This window comes from Paenalicyclobacillus ferrooxydans (genome assembly GCF_001399675.1).
Classification (GTDB): Bacteria; Bacillota; Bacilli; order Alicyclobacillales; family Alicyclobacillaceae; genus Alicyclobacillus_B; species Alicyclobacillus_B ferrooxydans.
Map to the genome: position 1 here is coordinate 44,200 of NZ_LJCO01000103.1, position 16,151 is coordinate 60,350.

Annotated in this window: 14 protein-coding genes; all 14 read left to right on the plus strand. The window is 53.9% G+C overall.

Going from position 1 to position 16,151, the window contains the following annotated elements; all coding sequences use genetic code 11:
• Positions 1 to 8 precede the first annotated feature (8 nt).
• The gene (infB, locus tag AN477_RS24040; RefSeq protein ID WP_425388204.1) at positions 9 to 3,098 is read left to right on the plus strand and encodes a translation initiation factor IF-2; all 3,090 of its coding nucleotides are present in this window, start codon (positions 9 to 11) and stop codon (positions 3,096 to 3,098) included.
• Between the two features lie 41 nt (positions 3,099 to 3,139).
• Positions 3,140 to 3,514, plus strand: coding sequence for a 30S ribosome-binding factor RbfA (gene rbfA / locus AN477_RS22365; RefSeq protein ID WP_054971399.1), 375 nt, complete (start codon positions 3,140 to 3,142; stop codon positions 3,512 to 3,514).
• Positions 3,515 to 3,517: 3 nt separating this feature from the next.
• Entirely contained in the window at positions 3,518 to 4,597 is a 1,080-nt protein-coding gene (locus AN477_RS22370; RefSeq protein ID WP_054971400.1) for a DHH family phosphoesterase, read from the plus strand.
• Positions 4,555 to 5,463 carry a tRNA pseudouridine(55) synthase TruB gene (gene truB / locus AN477_RS22375; protein WP_054971401.1) on the plus strand — a complete coding sequence of 303 codons (909 nt, stop codon included), beginning with the start codon at positions 4,555 to 4,557 and terminating at the stop codon, positions 5,461 to 5,463. Before AN477_RS22370 ends, truB begins: the two co-directional genes overlap by 43 nt.
• Complete coding sequence (locus AN477_RS22380) at positions 5,460 to 6,422, plus strand: bifunctional riboflavin kinase/FAD synthetase (protein ID WP_245631936.1); 963 nt, start codon at positions 5,460 to 5,462, stop codon at positions 6,420 to 6,422. Before truB ends, AN477_RS22380 begins: the two co-directional genes overlap by 4 nt.
• A gap of 164 nt (positions 6,423 to 6,586) precedes the next feature.
• A complete protein-coding gene (gene rpsO, locus AN477_RS22385; protein WP_054971402.1) occupies positions 6,587 to 6,853 on the plus strand; it encodes a 30S ribosomal protein S15 in 267 nt (88 codons plus the stop codon).
• Between the two features lie 130 nt (positions 6,854 to 6,983).
• A complete protein-coding gene (gene pnp, locus AN477_RS22390; protein ID WP_054971403.1) occupies positions 6,984 to 9,071 on the plus strand; it encodes a polyribonucleotide nucleotidyltransferase in 2,088 nt (695 codons plus the stop codon).
• Between the two features lie 189 nt (positions 9,072 to 9,260).
• Positions 9,261 to 10,244, plus strand: coding sequence for a polysaccharide deacetylase family protein (locus AN477_RS22395; protein ID WP_054971404.1), 984 nt, complete (start codon positions 9,261 to 9,263; stop codon positions 10,242 to 10,244).
• A gap of 79 nt (positions 10,245 to 10,323) precedes the next feature.
• Positions 10,324 to 11,577: a M16 family metallopeptidase gene (locus tag AN477_RS22400; RefSeq protein WP_054971405.1), complete on the plus strand. Its 1,254-nt coding sequence runs from the start codon at positions 10,324 to 10,326 to the stop codon at positions 11,575 to 11,577.
• Positions 11,578 to 11,647: 70 nt separating this feature from the next.
• Positions 11,648 to 12,121, plus strand: coding sequence for a dUTP diphosphatase (dut, locus tag AN477_RS22405; RefSeq protein ID WP_342668587.1), 474 nt, complete (start codon positions 11,648 to 11,650; stop codon positions 12,119 to 12,121).
• 173 nt (positions 12,122 to 12,294) lie between these two features.
• Positions 12,295 to 13,170 (plus strand): dipicolinate synthase subunit DpsA, encoded by an 876-nt coding sequence (gene dpsA / locus AN477_RS22410; protein ID WP_054971406.1) that lies wholly within the window; start codon positions 12,295 to 12,297, stop codon positions 13,168 to 13,170.
• Positions 13,171 to 13,237: 67 nt separating this feature from the next.
• Entirely contained in the window at positions 13,238 to 13,843 is a 606-nt protein-coding gene (locus tag AN477_RS22415) for a dipicolinate synthase subunit B (RefSeq protein ID WP_054971407.1), read from the plus strand.
• A gap of 47 nt (positions 13,844 to 13,890) precedes the next feature.
• Positions 13,891 to 14,910 carry an aspartate-semialdehyde dehydrogenase gene (locus AN477_RS22420; protein WP_054971408.1) on the plus strand — a complete coding sequence of 340 codons (1,020 nt, stop codon included), beginning with the start codon at positions 13,891 to 13,893 and terminating at the stop codon, positions 14,908 to 14,910.
• Positions 14,911 to 14,936: 26 nt separating this feature from the next.
• On the plus strand, positions 14,937 to 16,139 hold the full coding sequence (gene dapG, locus AN477_RS22425; RefSeq protein WP_054971409.1) for an aspartate kinase: 1,203 nt from the start codon (positions 14,937 to 14,939) through the stop codon (positions 16,137 to 16,139).
• Positions 16,140 to 16,151: the final 12 nt, after the last annotated feature.

A 16,151-nucleotide genomic window follows, 5' to 3' on the forward strand; every position in this document is an offset into this window, starting at 1 on the left:
AATTAAATATGTCCTCAAAGGAAATCTTGACGATTTTGAGTCGTTTGGATGTACCTGTCGCCAATCATATGAGCGTGATGGACAACGAGATGGTGACAAAGGTGGAACAATTTTTTAATGACGTAAAAAAGCGCGCTGCCCAGAAGCATGCAACGGAAGTGGAACGGGAATTGCGCGAGAAGCAACGCAGTCGGGAACGTGCCTCACGGCAGAACAATAACAATCGCGGTGAGGAGAGACCGGCGAGCAATGCGAACGCGGGTGCTGGCAGTTCTTCAGATGCACGTCCGCCTCGTCGAGATGACCGCCGCGATGACAGGAAATCTGCAGCCGCTGCATCTGTGTCAGGGGCTGGGGCAACTTCAAGTGCGAGTGTGTCTCCGCGTCTGGATGCGAGTTCTGATGAGTTAGGCAAAACCAATACCGGGAGAACGGCTGATGACAAGCCATCAGCACCTGTCGCGCCAGTAGGTGGTGAGACAACAAGCCAGAGTACAGCTGCGCAACAAGACAGCGCATCACGTCCGGACTCTCATTCGGAGGAGCGACCCGCGAGGAACTCCCGGCCGTTTGACGGTCGCCGTCCGTCCGGGGCTGGTGAGAGTCGGCCGATGTCCGGAGACAGTCGGCGTTCCAATTACGGCAACGGCCAAACGAGCTCGGGACAACGGGGCGGTTCTGGTTATGACAACCGAAACCGTTCAGGCTCCGATGGTCGTTCAGGTGGTGACAACCGGGGCGGGTACCAAGGTCGTCCCGACGGCGGCAGAAGTGAGGGGCAGAACCGGGGCAGTTCTGGCTCCAACGCTGGCGGTGCACCTCGCACCAATGATAATCGCGGTGGTTACAGCGGAGGCCAAAACCGCAGCGGATACCAAGGTCGTCCCGACGGAGGCCAGAATCGCGCCGGTTATCAGGGACGTTCAGACGGTGGGCAACGGTCTGGTCCAGGTGGACGTCCCCAAGGCGGCAGCGGTGCTGGTGGATACGGCGGTCGTCCCCAAGGCGGTGGCGGCAGTGGATACGGCGGTCGTCCCCAAGGCGGTGGCGGCGGTGGATACGGCGGTCGTCCCCAGGGCGGCGGCGGTGCTGGATACGGCGGTCGTCCCCAAGGCGGCGGACGTCCCGGGGCAGGCTCTGGGCGCGGCGGCATGACTGCGTCAGCGGCTCCGGTGGCAAAGCCGGTCAGCCCAAGCTCCAAGGCGAAGGAAAAGGAACGCGAGCGCAACAAGTCGGACTTCCCTCGCGATAGAAAAGAGCAGTTCAACGAGGAGAAACTGCAACGTTCCGGCGGGAGACGCCGCGGCGGTGGTGGCGGACGTTCCGAATCCCGTCGTCCGGAGCTGCCGACTCATGTGACGGTCGAGGGTGCAATGTCGGTTGGCGACTTCGCAAAGCTGTTGAAGCGGGAACCGTCTGAGGTCATTAAAAAGCTGTTGTTCCTTGGTATTATGGCGACCATCAATCAGGATATCGATACGGATGCCATGGAACTCATTGCCGGCGAGTTTGGTGTCACAATTGAAGTGACAGAACCGGTGGATGAAGAAGCGCTTGATATGCTGATTGAGGAAGATAAAGAAGAAGACCGCAAGTCTCGTCCGCCTGTGGTTACCATCATGGGGCATGTTGATCACGGTAAGACAACTTTACTGGATGCCATTCGAAACAGTCGCGTTACGGCCACGGAGTCTGGCGGCATCACGCAGCACATCGGCGCTTATCAGGTCGAAGTCAACGGTCGTGCCATCACCTTCCTTGACACACCTGGTCACGAAGCGTTCACCACTATGCGTGCACGTGGAGCCCAGGTGACGGACGTAACCATTCTGGTCGTCGCTGCAGATGATGGTGTCATGCCGCAAACGGTGGAAGCCATTAATCACGCGAAGGCAGCGAACGTTCCAATTATCATCGCTGTGAATAAGATGGATAAGCCGGACGCCAATCCGGACCGTGTCAAGCAGGAGTTGACTCAGTACGGCCTTGTCTCGGAAGACTGGGGCGGCGAGACGGTGTTTGTGAACATTTCCGCATTGAAACACGAAGGACTTGAGGAATTGCTGGAAATGGTGCTACTCGTTGCAGACATGCAGGAGATGAAGGCGAACCCGACCGGACGTCCGCGAGGTACTGTGATTGAGGCCAAACTGGATAAAGGCCGCGGTACAGTCGCTACAGTGTTGGTGCAAAACGGAACCTTGAAGGTCGGTGACATCGTGGTCGCCGGAAACACCTACGGAAAAGTGCGCGCGATGGTCGATGACCTTGGCAAGCGCATTAAGGAAGCGGGACCTTCGACGCCAGTCGAGATCCAAGGTCTGAACGATGTGCCGAGCGCGGGTGACCTGTTTGTGGTCTATGACGATGAAAGGTCAGCCAGGAACCTTGTTTCGAAGCGTGTCAACCGTGAAAAGGCAGAGCAGTTGCAAAACACGTCTCGGGTGACTTTGGATGACCTGTACCGTCAAATCAAGGAAGGCAACGTCAAGGAACTGAACGTAATCGTCAAAGCCGACGTGCAAGGTTCTGTCGAAGCCTTGGTTCAGTCCATCGAGAAAATCGATGTAGAAGGCGTTCGTGTCCATGTCATCCACAAGGGTGCAGGGGCGATTAACGAGTCTGACGTATCGCTGGCGAGTGCATCAAATGCGATTATCATCGGTTTCCACGTTCGTCCGGATGTCAACGCCAAACGAGCGGCTGAAGCTGAGAAAGTCGACATTCGCTTGTACCGTGTTATTTACAATGTGACTGAAGAGCTTGAGTCTGCGATGAAGGGCATGCTTGATCCAGAGTACAAGGAAGTTGTTCTGGGTCACGCTGAGGTGCGGAATACATTCAAGATCTCTCGAATCGGAACCGTCGCAGGGTGTTATGTTGTGGACGGTAAGGTTGCCCGCGATGCAGAGTGTCGCGTGGTTCGTGACGGGATTGTCGTCTATGAAGGAATGTTTGACAGTCTGAAGCGTTTCAAGGACGATGCGCGCGAAGTGGCCACCGGATTTGAGTGTGGTATCACGCTCGAAAAGTTCAACGACATTAAAGTCGGCGACGTGATTGAGGCCTTTAAAATGGAGGCTATCAAGGTACAATAAGCGAGCGGGCGAGACAATCGGCTGCAAGGGAGGGACTGCCCATGGCCGCAATCCGTCATCAACGCGTAGCAGAACAGATGAAGAAAGAATTGGCGGATATTATTCGCACCGATATCAAAGATCAACGCATCGGCTTCACAACCGTCACGCGCGTGGAGGTCTCGAATGACCTTCAGCACGCAAAGGTGTACGTCAGCGTGTTCGGCGATCCTGAACAAAAACAGGTCACGCTGAGTGTACTGCAGAAAGCTGCAGGGTTTATCCGCGGTGAAGCGAGTCGCAGGCTTCGTATGCGGGTTACCCCGGAGATGGTCTTTGTGCTCGATGAGTCCGGAGAGTATAGTGCTCACATTGAGTCTGTGCTGAAGAATATTCGCGGGTCTTCTCTGCACGAAAGCAGAGAAACGGAGGAGTAGCTCATGTCTGAGTCTCAACATTGTGCAAAAGACTCGGGGGTGGCAGCGGGGTGGACTCCGGCCCCGCGCCATCAAGATGAACTCAAACAAGTCGCAGACGCACTGCGCAGCCATGATGACTGGCTGATTGTGACCCATGAGCGTCCCGACGGGGACGCCATCGGTAGTGCACTTGCGATGGCATGTATTCTATCTGAGCTGGGAAAGCGCTGGACGTTTGGAATTGCTGAACCGATGCCGATTCGGTTCAGCTTTCTGCCGTTCTTTACAGAGGCGATCATCCTAGCAGGCGACGTTCCGCTGACTCATGTTGTGGCTGTAGACTGTGCAGACTCTGGCAGGTTTCAGTATGCGAAAAGGTTGATTCGGGATGATGCGATGGTGGTTAATGTAGATCATCATCAAACGAATCCTCATTACGGTCACGTCAACTTCGTAGACAGTGACGCCGCGGCAACGTGTGAGTTGGTTTATCACATTGCGCGTTCGCTCTCGGTTTCCATCTCAGAGGAGCTTGCCAAATGCCTGTATACAGGTATCCTCACCGACACCGGTGGTTTTGCACAACCGAATACGAGTCGGGCGGTCCACCAGATAGCAGCTGAATTGCTGGAAAGTGGTGTTCAGCCGTACGACATCGCCGGTCCCGCTCTCGAGGCTCGGACATGGCAACAGACAAAATTGTTACAGGCGTCTCTGAACACCTTATCTTTACACCAGGACGGTTTGGTTGCGTCATTGTACGTCACGCGTGAAATGTTGGACTCCACTCTGTGTACGGACGATGACACGGAGATCCTTGTCGGATTTGCCAGGGCCATCGAGACCGTGGAGGTCGGGCTGATGTTTCGCGAATTAGCGAATGGCCGTGTGAAGGTGTCACTGCGTTCAAAGCGGTGTGTCGATGTAGCCCGGATTGCGCAAGGGTTTTCGGGTGGAGGCCATGCGCGTGCAGCGGGCTGTGAACTGGCAGAGCCGCTTCAAGTTGCGATGGATTTGGTACATTTAAAAGTGCGAGAAGCAGTGATGGAGGCAGCAGAGTGTATTGCGGGATACTCATCCTCGACAAGCCCGCTGGGCTGACATCCCACGATGTGGTGGCGCGGGTTCGACGGAAGTTAAAAACGAAAAAAGTTGGACATGCAGGTACCTTAGACCCTGATGCCACGGGCGTCTTGGTGCTTTGTACAGGTGATGCAACGAGGCTTCTGGAGTACATGGGGGCTGATGAGAAGGTGTATCAAGGTCAAGTTGTGTTCGGTGTTGGCACTGACACGGATGACGCTTCTGGAGAGGTTGTCAACGAAGCTGATGCAAGCAGTCTTTGCGCGGATGAGGTCCTTGAGACCGCACACCAACTGACGGGGCATATTTTGCAACGACCGCCGCGGTTTTCAGCTGTCCACGTGCAAGGGAAGCGCGCTTATGACCTGGCACGGGCGGGTGCTGAATTTGATTTGCCAGCCCGAGAAGTATTCATCCGGGAGTTGAGTGTCGGTGAGTTTGTGCCGGGTGTTACTGCAAAAGCTGACTTCCGTGTTCATTGCTCAAAGGGTACATACATCCGATCGCTGTGTCGGGATTGGGGCGCTTTAATGGGATTGCCTGCACATATGTCTACGCTTCGCCGCGTGCAGTCCGGGTCTTATCGCATCGAGGAGGCAGCGGCGCTTGAAGCCTTTGAAACTGCAGAGGAGCCCGGAGTGTACCTCCGGCCGATGCAAGAAGCAGTTCGACACATGCAGAAGGTAGAGGTCTCTCTGAGCCAGGCAAAGCGTCTGAGTCAAGGGCAAGGTATCACACTGGCTGCACATGGACTCGATGAGGGGCCCGTCGCGGTGGTCTGTCAGCATGAAATTGTGGCTGTCGCAGCGGCGTCGAGGCAAAGTCTGGACAGCGACGTTGTAATACGGCCGAGAAAGGTTTTTTGGAGGGAGGGCCAGCAGTGATAGACGTGATTGAAGTGACAGGGATTCCGCCCGTCAGCGACGAGCGCCAGGTGCTGGCCATCGGCAAGTTTGACGGGGTACATATCGGTCATCAAGAAATTTTGAGGCAAGCTAGGGCCTGTTCTAACGGGGAACGAATCGCCGTGATGAGCTTTTGGCCGCATCCTGCTTGGACATTGGCAGGGAAAGCCGGATATGATCGTGCATTAACGCCCAAGTACGAACAGGCGCGTCTGCTCGAGGGGTTTGGTGTCAGTCGTCAATACCGCGTTGAGTTCTCGAAGGAATACGCGGGAACCAGTGCAGACGAGTTTGTTTCTGTCCATCTGTCGAGGCTTAATCTGGCGGGGATCATCGTTGGAGTCGACTTTACATTCGGCAAGGGTGGACAGGCAACGGTGGAAGACCTTGAGAGACTGTGCAGGGTCATTGGGGTCCCCGTTCATGTGGTCACAGCAGTAGAGGAGAACGGCATTAAGGTCAGCAGTTCACAGATTCGCAGTCATCTGGTACAGGGGCGAGTTGAGGCTGCGGAAGCCTTGCTCGGCAGACCCTATGCTGTCACGGGACAGGTAGCGCATGGTCAGGAACTTGGCCGCAAGCTTGGATTCCCGACGGCCAATCTGGAGGGCATCGACGAGTACGTGATGCCTGCAACAGGGGTTTATGCGGTCTCTGTTCAAGTCCTCGGCCGTAATGGTGAGGAAAGCGAAGCTGGAGGAAACACCTGGTTTGGTGTCCTCAATGCTGGCGTGCGGCCGACAGTCGATGGAACACGCTTTCAGGTCGAAGTTCACCTGCTTGACTTCTCGGGAGACCTATACGGTCAATCGATTCGTGTATCGTTTCTCGGTCGCGTTCGGGATGAACAGAGATTCTCGTCTCTCGATGCGCTCAAGGAGCAGATTGCAAAGGATACGGAATCCGTGCGCCGGTTGTTTGGAATTGGCAGAGGCTGAATTGACGTTGGCACTTATTATGTTATAATAACTTGGTCTTAACCGCAGGAAGCGACGGAGATTGACTCTGTCTGGTTGAACTGTAACGTTGATTTCCGTGTCCTCCGCACGCGAATTCTCCGTAACAGGGATGGGCTTCCCGACTAAAGGAGGATCCTGCTTAAATGCTGACAAACGAATTGAAGAAGCAGATTGTTGAAAAATTCCAGCTTCATGAGACCGACACTGGCTCTCCAGAGGTTCAGGTTGCTATTCTCACGGAGCGCATCACTCAGCTCACTGAGCACTTCCGTGTTCACAAGAAGGACCATCACTCACGCCGTGGACTTTACAAGATGATTGGACATCGTCGTAACTTGCTGAACTACATCCGCAATAAGGATGTTAATCGCTATCGTGAGTTGATTCAAACTCTCGGACTGCGCAGGTAGTAGTCTTGAAGGGGGAGGCGGGCTTCGGCCCGCTTCTTTTACATACTTGTACATATGGAAACGCTGAGAGTATATGCGTCGAGCGAAGGACATTGCTTGATGCTGTGAAAAGGGAGGATTATGGACAAGCATGGTGACACGTCATGAGTTTTCCGTCGGCGGCCGCAGGATGGTTCTTGAAACCGGCAAGCTGGCCAAGCAGGCAACAGCCGCTGTAAACGTGCGGTATGGAGATACCGTGGTTTTAGCTACGGTGACGGCTTCGAAAGAACCAAAGGACCTTGACTTCTTTCCATTAACGGTGAACTATGAGGAACGTTTTTACGCCGTAGGCAAAATTCCCGGTGGGTTTATCAAGCGGGAAGGACGCCCAAGTGAGCGAGCGATTCTGGCATCGCGTTTGATTGACCGTCCGATCCGGCCGTTGTTTCCAGAAGGTTTTCGCAACGAGGTCCAGGTTGTGGACTTGGTGATGTCTGTTGAACAGGACTGCGCTCCGGAAATTACGGCCATGATTGGTACCTCAGCCGCTCTCACAATCTCCGACGTCCCATTTGACGGGCCGATTGCTGGCGTGATTGTAGGTTACATTGGCGGAGAGTTTGTGCTGAACCCGACTGTCGCAGAGGCGCTTCAGAGCGAAATGCATCTGACTGTTGCAGGAACCAAAAACGCGATCGTCATGGTAGAAGCGGGTGCAAACGAAATCCCCGAGCAGAAGATGCTCGAGGCAATCTTGTTTGGACACGAGGCGATTCAAAAGATTATCGCGGAGATTGAGAAATTTGCCGAGATGGTCGGTGTGACGAAGCGCGAAGTGGTTTTACATGCGGTTGACGCAGAACTGAACAGCGCCATCAGGGACTATGCAACCGAGAAAATCCGTGTTGCGGTGCGCAATGCGGACAAGCTTGCACGAGAAGCTGCTATCGATGAAGTGAACCAAGAGGTGTTGGCGCATTTCGCTGAACAATTCGTTGACCAAGATAAAGCCATGCACGAGGTCTTGCATGATATCCTCAAAGAAGAAGTGAGGCGTGCAATCTTATTTGACGGGATTCGTCCGGACGGTCGCAAGCTGACGGAAATCCGTCCCATCTCCTGTGAAGTGGGTTTACTTCCAAGGGCACATGGCTCAGGGCTGTTCACACGTGGACAAACCCAGGCATTGTCGGTGTGCACGCTTGGAGCACTTGGTGATGAGCAGATGCTCGACGGACTTGGTACAGAAGAAACCAATCGTTATATGCATCACTACAATTTCCCGCCATTCAGCGTTGGCGAGGCTCGGGCGCTGCGTGCGCCAAGTCGTCGTGACATCGGCCACGGGGCACTTGGGGAACGTGCCCTTGATCCGGTGATTCCGAGTCCAGAAGAATTCCCGTACGCAATCCGCGTTGTGTCTGAGATCCTGGAGTCGAACGGGTCAACGTCGCAGGCAAGCATTTGCGGCAGCACAATGGCGTTAATGGACGCTGGCGTTCCCATCAAGGCCCCGGTTGCCGGTATAGCAATGGGTCTCGTCAAAGAGGGAGACGCAGTTGCCGTGCTCAGTGATATCCAGGGACTTGAAGACCACCTTGGTGACATGGACTTTAAAGTTGCCGGCACTGCTAAAGGTGTCACTGCACTTCAGATGGACATCAAGATTGCCGGCATTGACAGAGAAGTCCTTGACCGGGCTCTGAGCCAGGCGCATGAAGGTCGCATGTTCATTCTTGGCAAGATGCAAGAAGCGATTGTTCAGCCGCGCGAAGAGTTGTCCAAGTATGCACCGCGCGTACTCTCGCTGACGATTCCACCTGAGAAGATTCGCGATGTAATCGGACCTGGCGGGCGGGTCATCAATAAGATCATCGAGGAGACCGGTGTGAAGATCGACATTGAACAGGACGGCCGCGTCTTTATTTCCGGAGTGGATTCAGAAGGCGCAAACAAGGCTCGTCAACAGATCTTGAATATCACTGCGGACGTAGAGGTTGGTAAGGTCTATCTCGGAAAAGTGACCCGGGTTGAAAAGTACGGCGCGTTCGTTGAGGTGCTGCCCGGTAAGGAAGGGCTGGTTCACATTTCACAGCTCGACCTGAACCGCGTGAATAAGGTAGAAGACATCTGCAACGTCGGAGAGCAAATCCAGGTCAAGCTGACAGAAATTGATGGTCAGGGCCGGATCAATCTCTCTCGCAAAGAAGCGTTAAAGGCGGAACAGGAAGCCTAAGGGCGTTTCGCGTATGGCATGGTGAACACAGTCGGTTCAAACAACGATCGTTTGAACCTTTGTACTACAAATCCTTCTCTGTGGTTCAGAGAGGGATTTTTCGTTTATTTTGGGTACCCTAGCCGTATCATACACCGCTTTGAGCCGCCGTCTGGCGGCACCTCGGTGACGGCTGGGAGTTGAAGTTCTATGCAGTGGAAAGGTGTACTTATCAGTGTAAGTCTGTGTTCACAATTGTTCACAGCCGGTGGAGCTCCGGTACAAGCAGCGACAAAGTCCTCAGGTGCATCATCACAGGCGGCGAACACTGCTTCGTCAGGAGATAAGAGCGAAGCCGCCGTGCTGGAGGAAATTCAGCGAACACTTGGGAAATCCCCGATTGACGCGCATGTAGACCGAGTTTGGCATGCGGTTCCTGGATTGTGCGGGTGGGCACTAGATATCCCTGCGAGCAGTGCGAAAAGCAAGAGGATAAACGACGGGGCATTGCACTTGGTTTGGACATCCGTGCCGCCGGCTAAGCGCCTCACAGATTTACCGGCGGAGCCGATCTACAGAGGACCAGCGAACGAAAAGTCTGCTGCCCTCATGTTTAATGTCGCTTGGGGAGAAGAAGATATCCCGTCCATCCTTTCGACACTCGACAAGTACCACGTCAAAGGAACCTTTTTCCTCGATGGGGATTGGGTGAAGAAACACGGGGATTTGGCGAAGAAGATCGCGGAGGATGGTCAGGCCATAGGCAGTCACGGAACCGGTCATCCTGACTTTCGTCGACTTGGCGACAGTGCGCTCGGGAAGCAGATTACGGGGACGAATGAACGGATCGAGCATACAATAGGGAGAAAAATAGACCTCATCGCTCCTCCTGCTGGGGCCTTCGACGGTCGAGTGGTTCGGATGGCCAAACAGCACGATATGTACACGGTCCTATGGACGGTAGACACGATTGACTGGAACCGTCCCGCCGCCAGCGTGATTGTTAAGCGCGTGCTGAGTCGAATGGAGCCTGGCAGTTTGGTTCTGATGCACCCGACACCGTCCACTGCTGCTGCCTTGCCCGTGGTCATTGAACGGTTGCAGGAACAGGGCTATCGATTAAAGACGGTCGAAGATGTTGTTCACGAACAGCCGGCAGCACACCCCCCGCAAACCTTGAGGAGGCAACCCTGATTTGCTATAGTTAGGGTCGCCAATAGAGGTCGAATCTACCAATCACAAGATGGGCACCTCTGCGGCGAGGAGGACACAAATGACGTACAAGATACGCCTTCAAAACGGGATTCGCGTGGTGGGAGAGGAAATACCCAGCCTGCGTTCGGTCAGTATTGGCATTTGGATTGGCACGGGTTCACGCTACGAATCCCCAAGCAATAACGGCATCAGTCATTTTCTTGAACACATGTTCTTTAAAGGCACAGACCGTTATACGGCGCGCGAAATTGCCGAGGTCTTTGACGGGATCGGCGGACAGGTGAATGCGTTCACGGCCAAAGAGTACACTTGTTTTTACGCGAAGGTCCTTGATGAGCACTTTAATGTGGCGGTTGAAACCCTGGCCGACATGCTGCAAAACTCCACCTTTCATCCGGATGAAATGGAGAAGGAGAAGCGCGTTGTCATCGAGGAAATCAGAATGTACGAAGATACTCCGGATGAACTGGTGATGGATATCCTCGCTGAAAGCGTCTACGGGTCCCATCCGCTGGGATACACCATTCTGGGCCTCGAGGAGAACCTGCGCGCCTTTTCAAAGTCGGATGTGATGTCATACGTGGATGGACATTATCACCCAAACAATATCGTTGTTGCGATAGCAGGAAATGTGAACCAAACTCAGGCTGTGGAGACGATTGAACGTCTGTTTGGAAATCTGTCTTCGGCAACGCAAAGTGACGTCGAGATTGTACGCCCATCTTTTCAGAGCACCTTGTCTGTCCGCAAAAAGGACATTGAACAGGTGCATCTGTGTTTAGCGTCGAACGGACTCGAAGCCGGAAGCAAAGACCTGTACTCGCTGGTGCTCTTAAACAATGCCCTTGGTAACTCTTCGAGCAGCCGGTTGTTCCAGGAGATCCGTGAGGACAGGGGTATGGCATACTCGGTATTTTCCTTTCACTCGGCCTACCTTGATAGCGGGATGTTCGGTATTTACGCTGGAACCTCACCAGAACATGTTCATGATGTCGTATCCTTGATCCAACAAATTTGTGAGGATACAGCTGAGCATGGTCTTACAGAGGCAGAATTGACAAAGGGAAAAGAGCAGGTCAAGGGGTCGATGATGTTAAGCCTTGAGAGCACGAGCAGCCGAATGAGTCGGCTCGGTAAAAATGAGCTGGTTCTTGGTCGCGAGGTCACCCTCGATGAGACCCTTGCAGGGATAAACGCAGTCACTGCAGGTGATGTACAGCGGGTTGCAAAGAGAATCCTGCAACAACCATTCGCCATCGCTGCAGTCGGTCCTGTAAGTGAGGCTGACTTCAAACTCTTTATGAAATCTTAATGACGAGGTCCTGGACGGATGGGTCCAGGACTGCATTTTTTCTGGACAAGCCAAGATAGGTGGGGAAAAGTTGACCGCTACAGGCCGCATGGAAGTGACTTACACCGTGGTAAGCCCTTTGTTTCGGGATGAGTATCTTCCCGCGTACAAGACGAGTGGGGCAGCTGGTATGGACTTACACGCATGTTTGTCCAATCCGGTCCAGATTCAGCCTCTTGAACGCGTGCGCGTTCCCACTGGGATTGCCATCCAGTTGCCGGAACAAGGGGTTGTCGCGCTCGTTTATGCTCGCAGTGGACTTGCCTGGCGGCATGGCATCGGGTTACCAAACGGAGTAGGGGTTATCGACAGCGATTACACTGGAGAGATTCAGGTGCTGCTGACGAACTTCTCGTCGGAGCCATTTGAGATCCGACCTGGAGACCGGGTTGCGCAACTTGTGGTTGCGCCGATTTACATTGCAGGGCTGGTTCAAGCAGAGCAGCTTACGCCGACCGAGCGAGGTGCTGGGGGCTTTGGTTCAACCGGGGTCCGCCAAGAGTAGCACGGCACGCAGAGTACGGTATCATTGATGTTTCAAATTCTAGGCACGGTTGTTGCTTTCGCCTTTAGCGGCGAGGGCAACGGCCGTGCCTTTTTCGTCACCCATCATGCGGAAGGGGAATAGGCTAAAGGCGATGAGTGCAGTTGCACCAGCGGTTGAAAGGAGCAGGGAGGATGCTAACAGGTCGCAAGTTCGTATTCCTTGGCGGGGATGCGAGGCAACTGGAAGTAATTCGCCAGGTTACAGAGATGGATGCTAGTGCTACTCTTGTCGGCTATGACAACCTTGGGGAAAGTTTTCTCGACACACAATTGATGCCGATGTCAGAGAATGTCCTGGCTGATGCGGACGCCGTCGTGCTTCCTGTCGCCGGTATGGACAATGACGGTAAAGTCGATACGCGTTTTGCCGATGAACCGCTTCATTTGGAACCAGAGCACTTCGCGGCAATGAGGCCAGGCACATTTGTGTTCAGCGGAATTGCCGGAGAACGTTTGCAGTCGTACTGCGAGGAGCATCAGTTGCGTCTTGTCAAACTGATGGAACTCGATGAAGTTGCGATCCTGAACTCTATCCCGACGGCCGAAGGAGCGATTGCGCTGGCGATGCAGCACACGGACATCACCATCCACGGTGCCAATGTGTCCGTGTTGGGATTCGGCAGGTGTGGAAAGACCCTTGCACGGATACTGTCTGCGATGGGAGCCAACGTGAAGGTGTCAGCGCGGGATCCGGCGAACGAGGCCAGGATTTACGAAATGGGCTTTACCCCTATTTCATCGGGTGAACTCGACGGCCTGCTTGGGCAAGACGATATCATCTTCAACACCATTCCGCATCCTGTTTTAACGGCGTCCGTTCTTGCCACGGTAAACAAGTCTTGCGTAGTCATTGATATTGCGTCAAAACCCGGAGGGACAGATTTTCGCTACGCCGAACGGCGAGGCATTAAGGCGGTACTTGCTCCGAGCTTACCGGGCTTGGTTGCACCAAAGACCGCCGGCCGCATCATCGGCAATACCATCTGCCGGCTCTTGGCGTTGGAGTGATGCCTGAGCTTGACGCGGGAGATTTGTACGATGAAGCAGGTCCAGCAGGACGGAGGAGGAGATTTTAATGGGGTTACAGGGGAAAACGATTGGGTTTGCTATCACAGGTTCGCACTGCACGTACGAAGAGGTGTACCCAGAGGTGAAGCGTCTCGTTGACATGGGAGTCCACGTGGTGCCAATATTCTCAAATAGTGTACTCTCCGTAAGCACCCGCTTTGGAGAAGCAGGGGAGTGGGCAAAAAAGATTGAACAATTAACCGGTGAAAAGGCGATTACGTCCATTCCGGAAGCAGAACCTCTCGGACCTTCGAAAAGACTGGACTGCCTCCTGATTGCGCCTTGCACAGGCAGCAGTTTGAGCCGCCTGGCCAATGCGAACACGGATTCACCTGTTCTGATGGCTGCTAAAGCCACACTGCGCAACGATCGACCGGTAGTATTAGCGATTTCAACGAACGATGGATTGGGACTGAACCTGTACAATCTCGCAAAATTAATCAACACCAAAAATTTTTTCTTTGTTCCATTTGGGCAGGACGCTCCCCATGTTAAAATGAACTCGTTGGTTTCCCTGATGCGGTTGATTCCAGATGCATGCGAAGCCGCAATGGAGAAGCGCCAATTGCAACCTGTGTTGATTGAACGTTGGCGCGAAGAACGCCCGTCATGATTCTAGTAAAAAAATAGTGTGTGTCGGGAGAACAAAGGAGACGGCGTATGAGTTATCAAGATGGTGTTACAGTTGCCGTGCTTGGAGCTACCGGTGCGGTAGGCAGAGCGATGCTGGAGACGTTGGAAAAGCGAAACTTTCCGATTCGAGAACTGCGGGCCTTGGCCTCTCCTCGGTCAGCAGGGCAGAAGTTGACGTATAAAGGGCAGGTTGTCACAGTCGAGGCAGTCAGTGAAGAAGCATTTGAAGGTGTGGATATTGCGCTGTTCAGTGCCGGTGCAAGTACCAGCTTGGAATGGGCACCGAAGGCTGTGGCACGCGGGGCTGTAGTCGTTGATAACAGCAGTGCCTACCGGATGACAGACGGGGTGCCACTTGTTGTACCGGAAGTCAATCCAGAGGCAGTCAAGGCTCACCAGGGAATCATCGCGAATCCCAACTGTTCTACCATTCAGCTGATGGTCGCCTTGTCGCCGCTGAAACAAATCGGACTCGAACACGTCAGCGTGTCTACCTACCAAGCAGTCAGCGGCATGGGCCAAAAGGCAGTCGATGCGCTGAAGACTGAGTTGGAGCGCCAGGATGGGCAAAGTACGCTGTTTCCGGTCGTTGCTAATGATACCCACTACCCAATGGCATTCAACGTGCTGCCTCAGTGCGACGTGTTCGTCGAGGATGGGTACACAAAAGAAGAAATGAAACTCGTCAACGAGTCTCGCAAGATTTTGGAACTGCCACAGCTCAAGGTCAGTCCTACTGCTGTCCGGGTACCGGTATTGTACGGTCACGCAGAGTCGGTTTCCGTACGTTTAAAGGAATCCGTGTCGGTAGAACAGGTTCGCGAGTTGATGAAGGATGCTCCAGGCCTTGTTGTTGTTGATGATCCTGCGAAAGGACTATATCCTCATCCGCAGATGGCAACAGGCACAGGTGACACGTATGTCGGCAGAATTCGCAAGGACCTCTGGGATGACCGGACCATTTGGATGTTTGTCGTTGCGGATAATTTGTTAAAGGGTGCGGCATGGAATGCCGTGCAGATTGCCGAACTGCTCACTGCATACTAGGTGACCAAGGAGAAGGAGCGGTCGGAATGAGGGTTATTGTGCAGAAATTTGGCGGTACGTCCGTCGCGTCTCCGGAATTAAGAGCTGCTTGTGCGAGGCATGTGCAGGCAGCCCTTGATGAGGAGTACGGCGTTGTTGTGGTCGTGTCCGCGATGGGGAGAAAAGGCGATCCATATGCTACGGACACGCTGATTTCGACCCTGGGGCCGGCTGACGCGGTGTCAAAGCGCGATCGCGATATTCTGATGTCCTGTGGTGAGGCGATATCCTCCGTCGTATTTGGGAGTTATCTGCGCAGCCTCGGAATCGACGTCAGTGTTCTGTCTGGACAGCAGGCAGGGATCGTTACGAATGATCAATTCGGTGAGGCTCGGATCCTTGAGATTCATCCACAGCGGATTCAAGAGGAACTGAATCAGGGACATGTGGTTATTGTCATGGGTTTTCAGGGGGCAACAAGTGAGGGAGACGTAACAACGCTGGGGCGGGGCGGAAGTGATACGACGGCAACCGCGCTCGGCGTGGCACTTGGTGCTGAATACGTCGATATCTTTACCGACGTTGATGGGATTATGACAGCAGACCCGCGTGTGGTCAGCGACGCACGACGCCTTGGGCAGATCACGTACCAAGAGATCTGTAACCTGGCATACCAAGGTGCAAAGGTGATTCATCCACGGGCAGTAGAAATTGCCATGCAGCGAAACTTGCCGATTCGAGTGCGCCATACGGAGTCGATGGACCCCGGGACACTTGTGACGAACGCGGGACAGACCTTTGAGGTCACCGGCGTGAATGATCGATTTGTGACTGGGATCGCGCATACTGCGCACGTCTCACAGTTGGTGTTGAACGGCCCAATGCCCGATGCGAGGGCCGTGTTTGGCAAGATGGCTGAGTACGGAATCAGTGTCGATTTTATTTCCGTGGCACCAGACCGAATTGCATACACCGTAAAGGATACGGATACGGATAAAGCAGTCATGCTGTTGCAGGAGGCAGGACTCAATCCTGAAGTCCATCGGGACTGCGCCAAGGTCTCTGTTGTTGGTGCGGGGATTGCAGGCGTCCCAGGCATCATGGCACGGATTGTTGACGCACTTGCAAGAGAAGAGATTGCGGTCCTGCAATCTGCGGACTCTCATACAACAATTTGGTGCTTAGTAGATGGGAATAAAATGCAAAAAGCCGTGCAAGCTCTTCATCATGCATTCGGGCTGGCTGAGTAGATGACCAGGCTG

What these genes read in the sequence shown, in the direction of transcription:
- rpsO (WP_054971402.1), top strand. Translation starts at nt 6,587, where the DNA reads ATGCTGACAAACGAATTGAAGAAGCAGATTGTTGAAAAATTCCAGCTT.
- AN477_RS22400 (WP_054971405.1), top strand. Translation starts at nt 10,324, where the DNA reads ATGACGTACAAGATACGCCTTCAAAACGGGATTCGCGTGGTGGGAGAG.
- AN477_RS22370 (WP_054971400.1), top strand. Translation starts at nt 3,518, where the DNA reads ATGTCTGAGTCTCAACATTGTGCAAAAGACTCGGGGGTGGCAGCGGGG.
- infB (WP_425388204.1), top strand. Translation starts at nt 9, where the DNA reads ATGTCCTCAAAGGAAATCTTGACGATTTTGAGTCGTTTGGATGTACCT.
- AN477_RS22415 (WP_054971407.1), top strand. Translation starts at nt 13,238, where the DNA reads ATGGGGTTACAGGGGAAAACGATTGGGTTTGCTATCACAGGTTCGCAC.
- AN477_RS22395 (WP_054971404.1), top strand. Translation starts at nt 9,261, where the DNA reads ATGCAGTGGAAAGGTGTACTTATCAGTGTAAGTCTGTGTTCACAATTG.
- dpsA (WP_054971406.1), top strand. Translation starts at nt 12,295, where the DNA reads ATGCTAACAGGTCGCAAGTTCGTATTCCTTGGCGGGGATGCGAGGCAA.
- pnp (WP_054971403.1), top strand. Translation starts at nt 6,984, where the DNA reads ATGGTGACACGTCATGAGTTTTCCGTCGGCGGCCGCAGGATGGTTCTT.
- rbfA (WP_054971399.1), top strand. Translation starts at nt 3,140, where the DNA reads ATGGCCGCAATCCGTCATCAACGCGTAGCAGAACAGATGAAGAAAGAA.
- dapG (WP_054971409.1), top strand. Translation starts at nt 14,937, where the DNA reads ATGAGGGTTATTGTGCAGAAATTTGGCGGTACGTCCGTCGCGTCTCCG.
- AN477_RS22420 (WP_054971408.1), top strand. Translation starts at nt 13,891, where the DNA reads ATGAGTTATCAAGATGGTGTTACAGTTGCCGTGCTTGGAGCTACCGGT.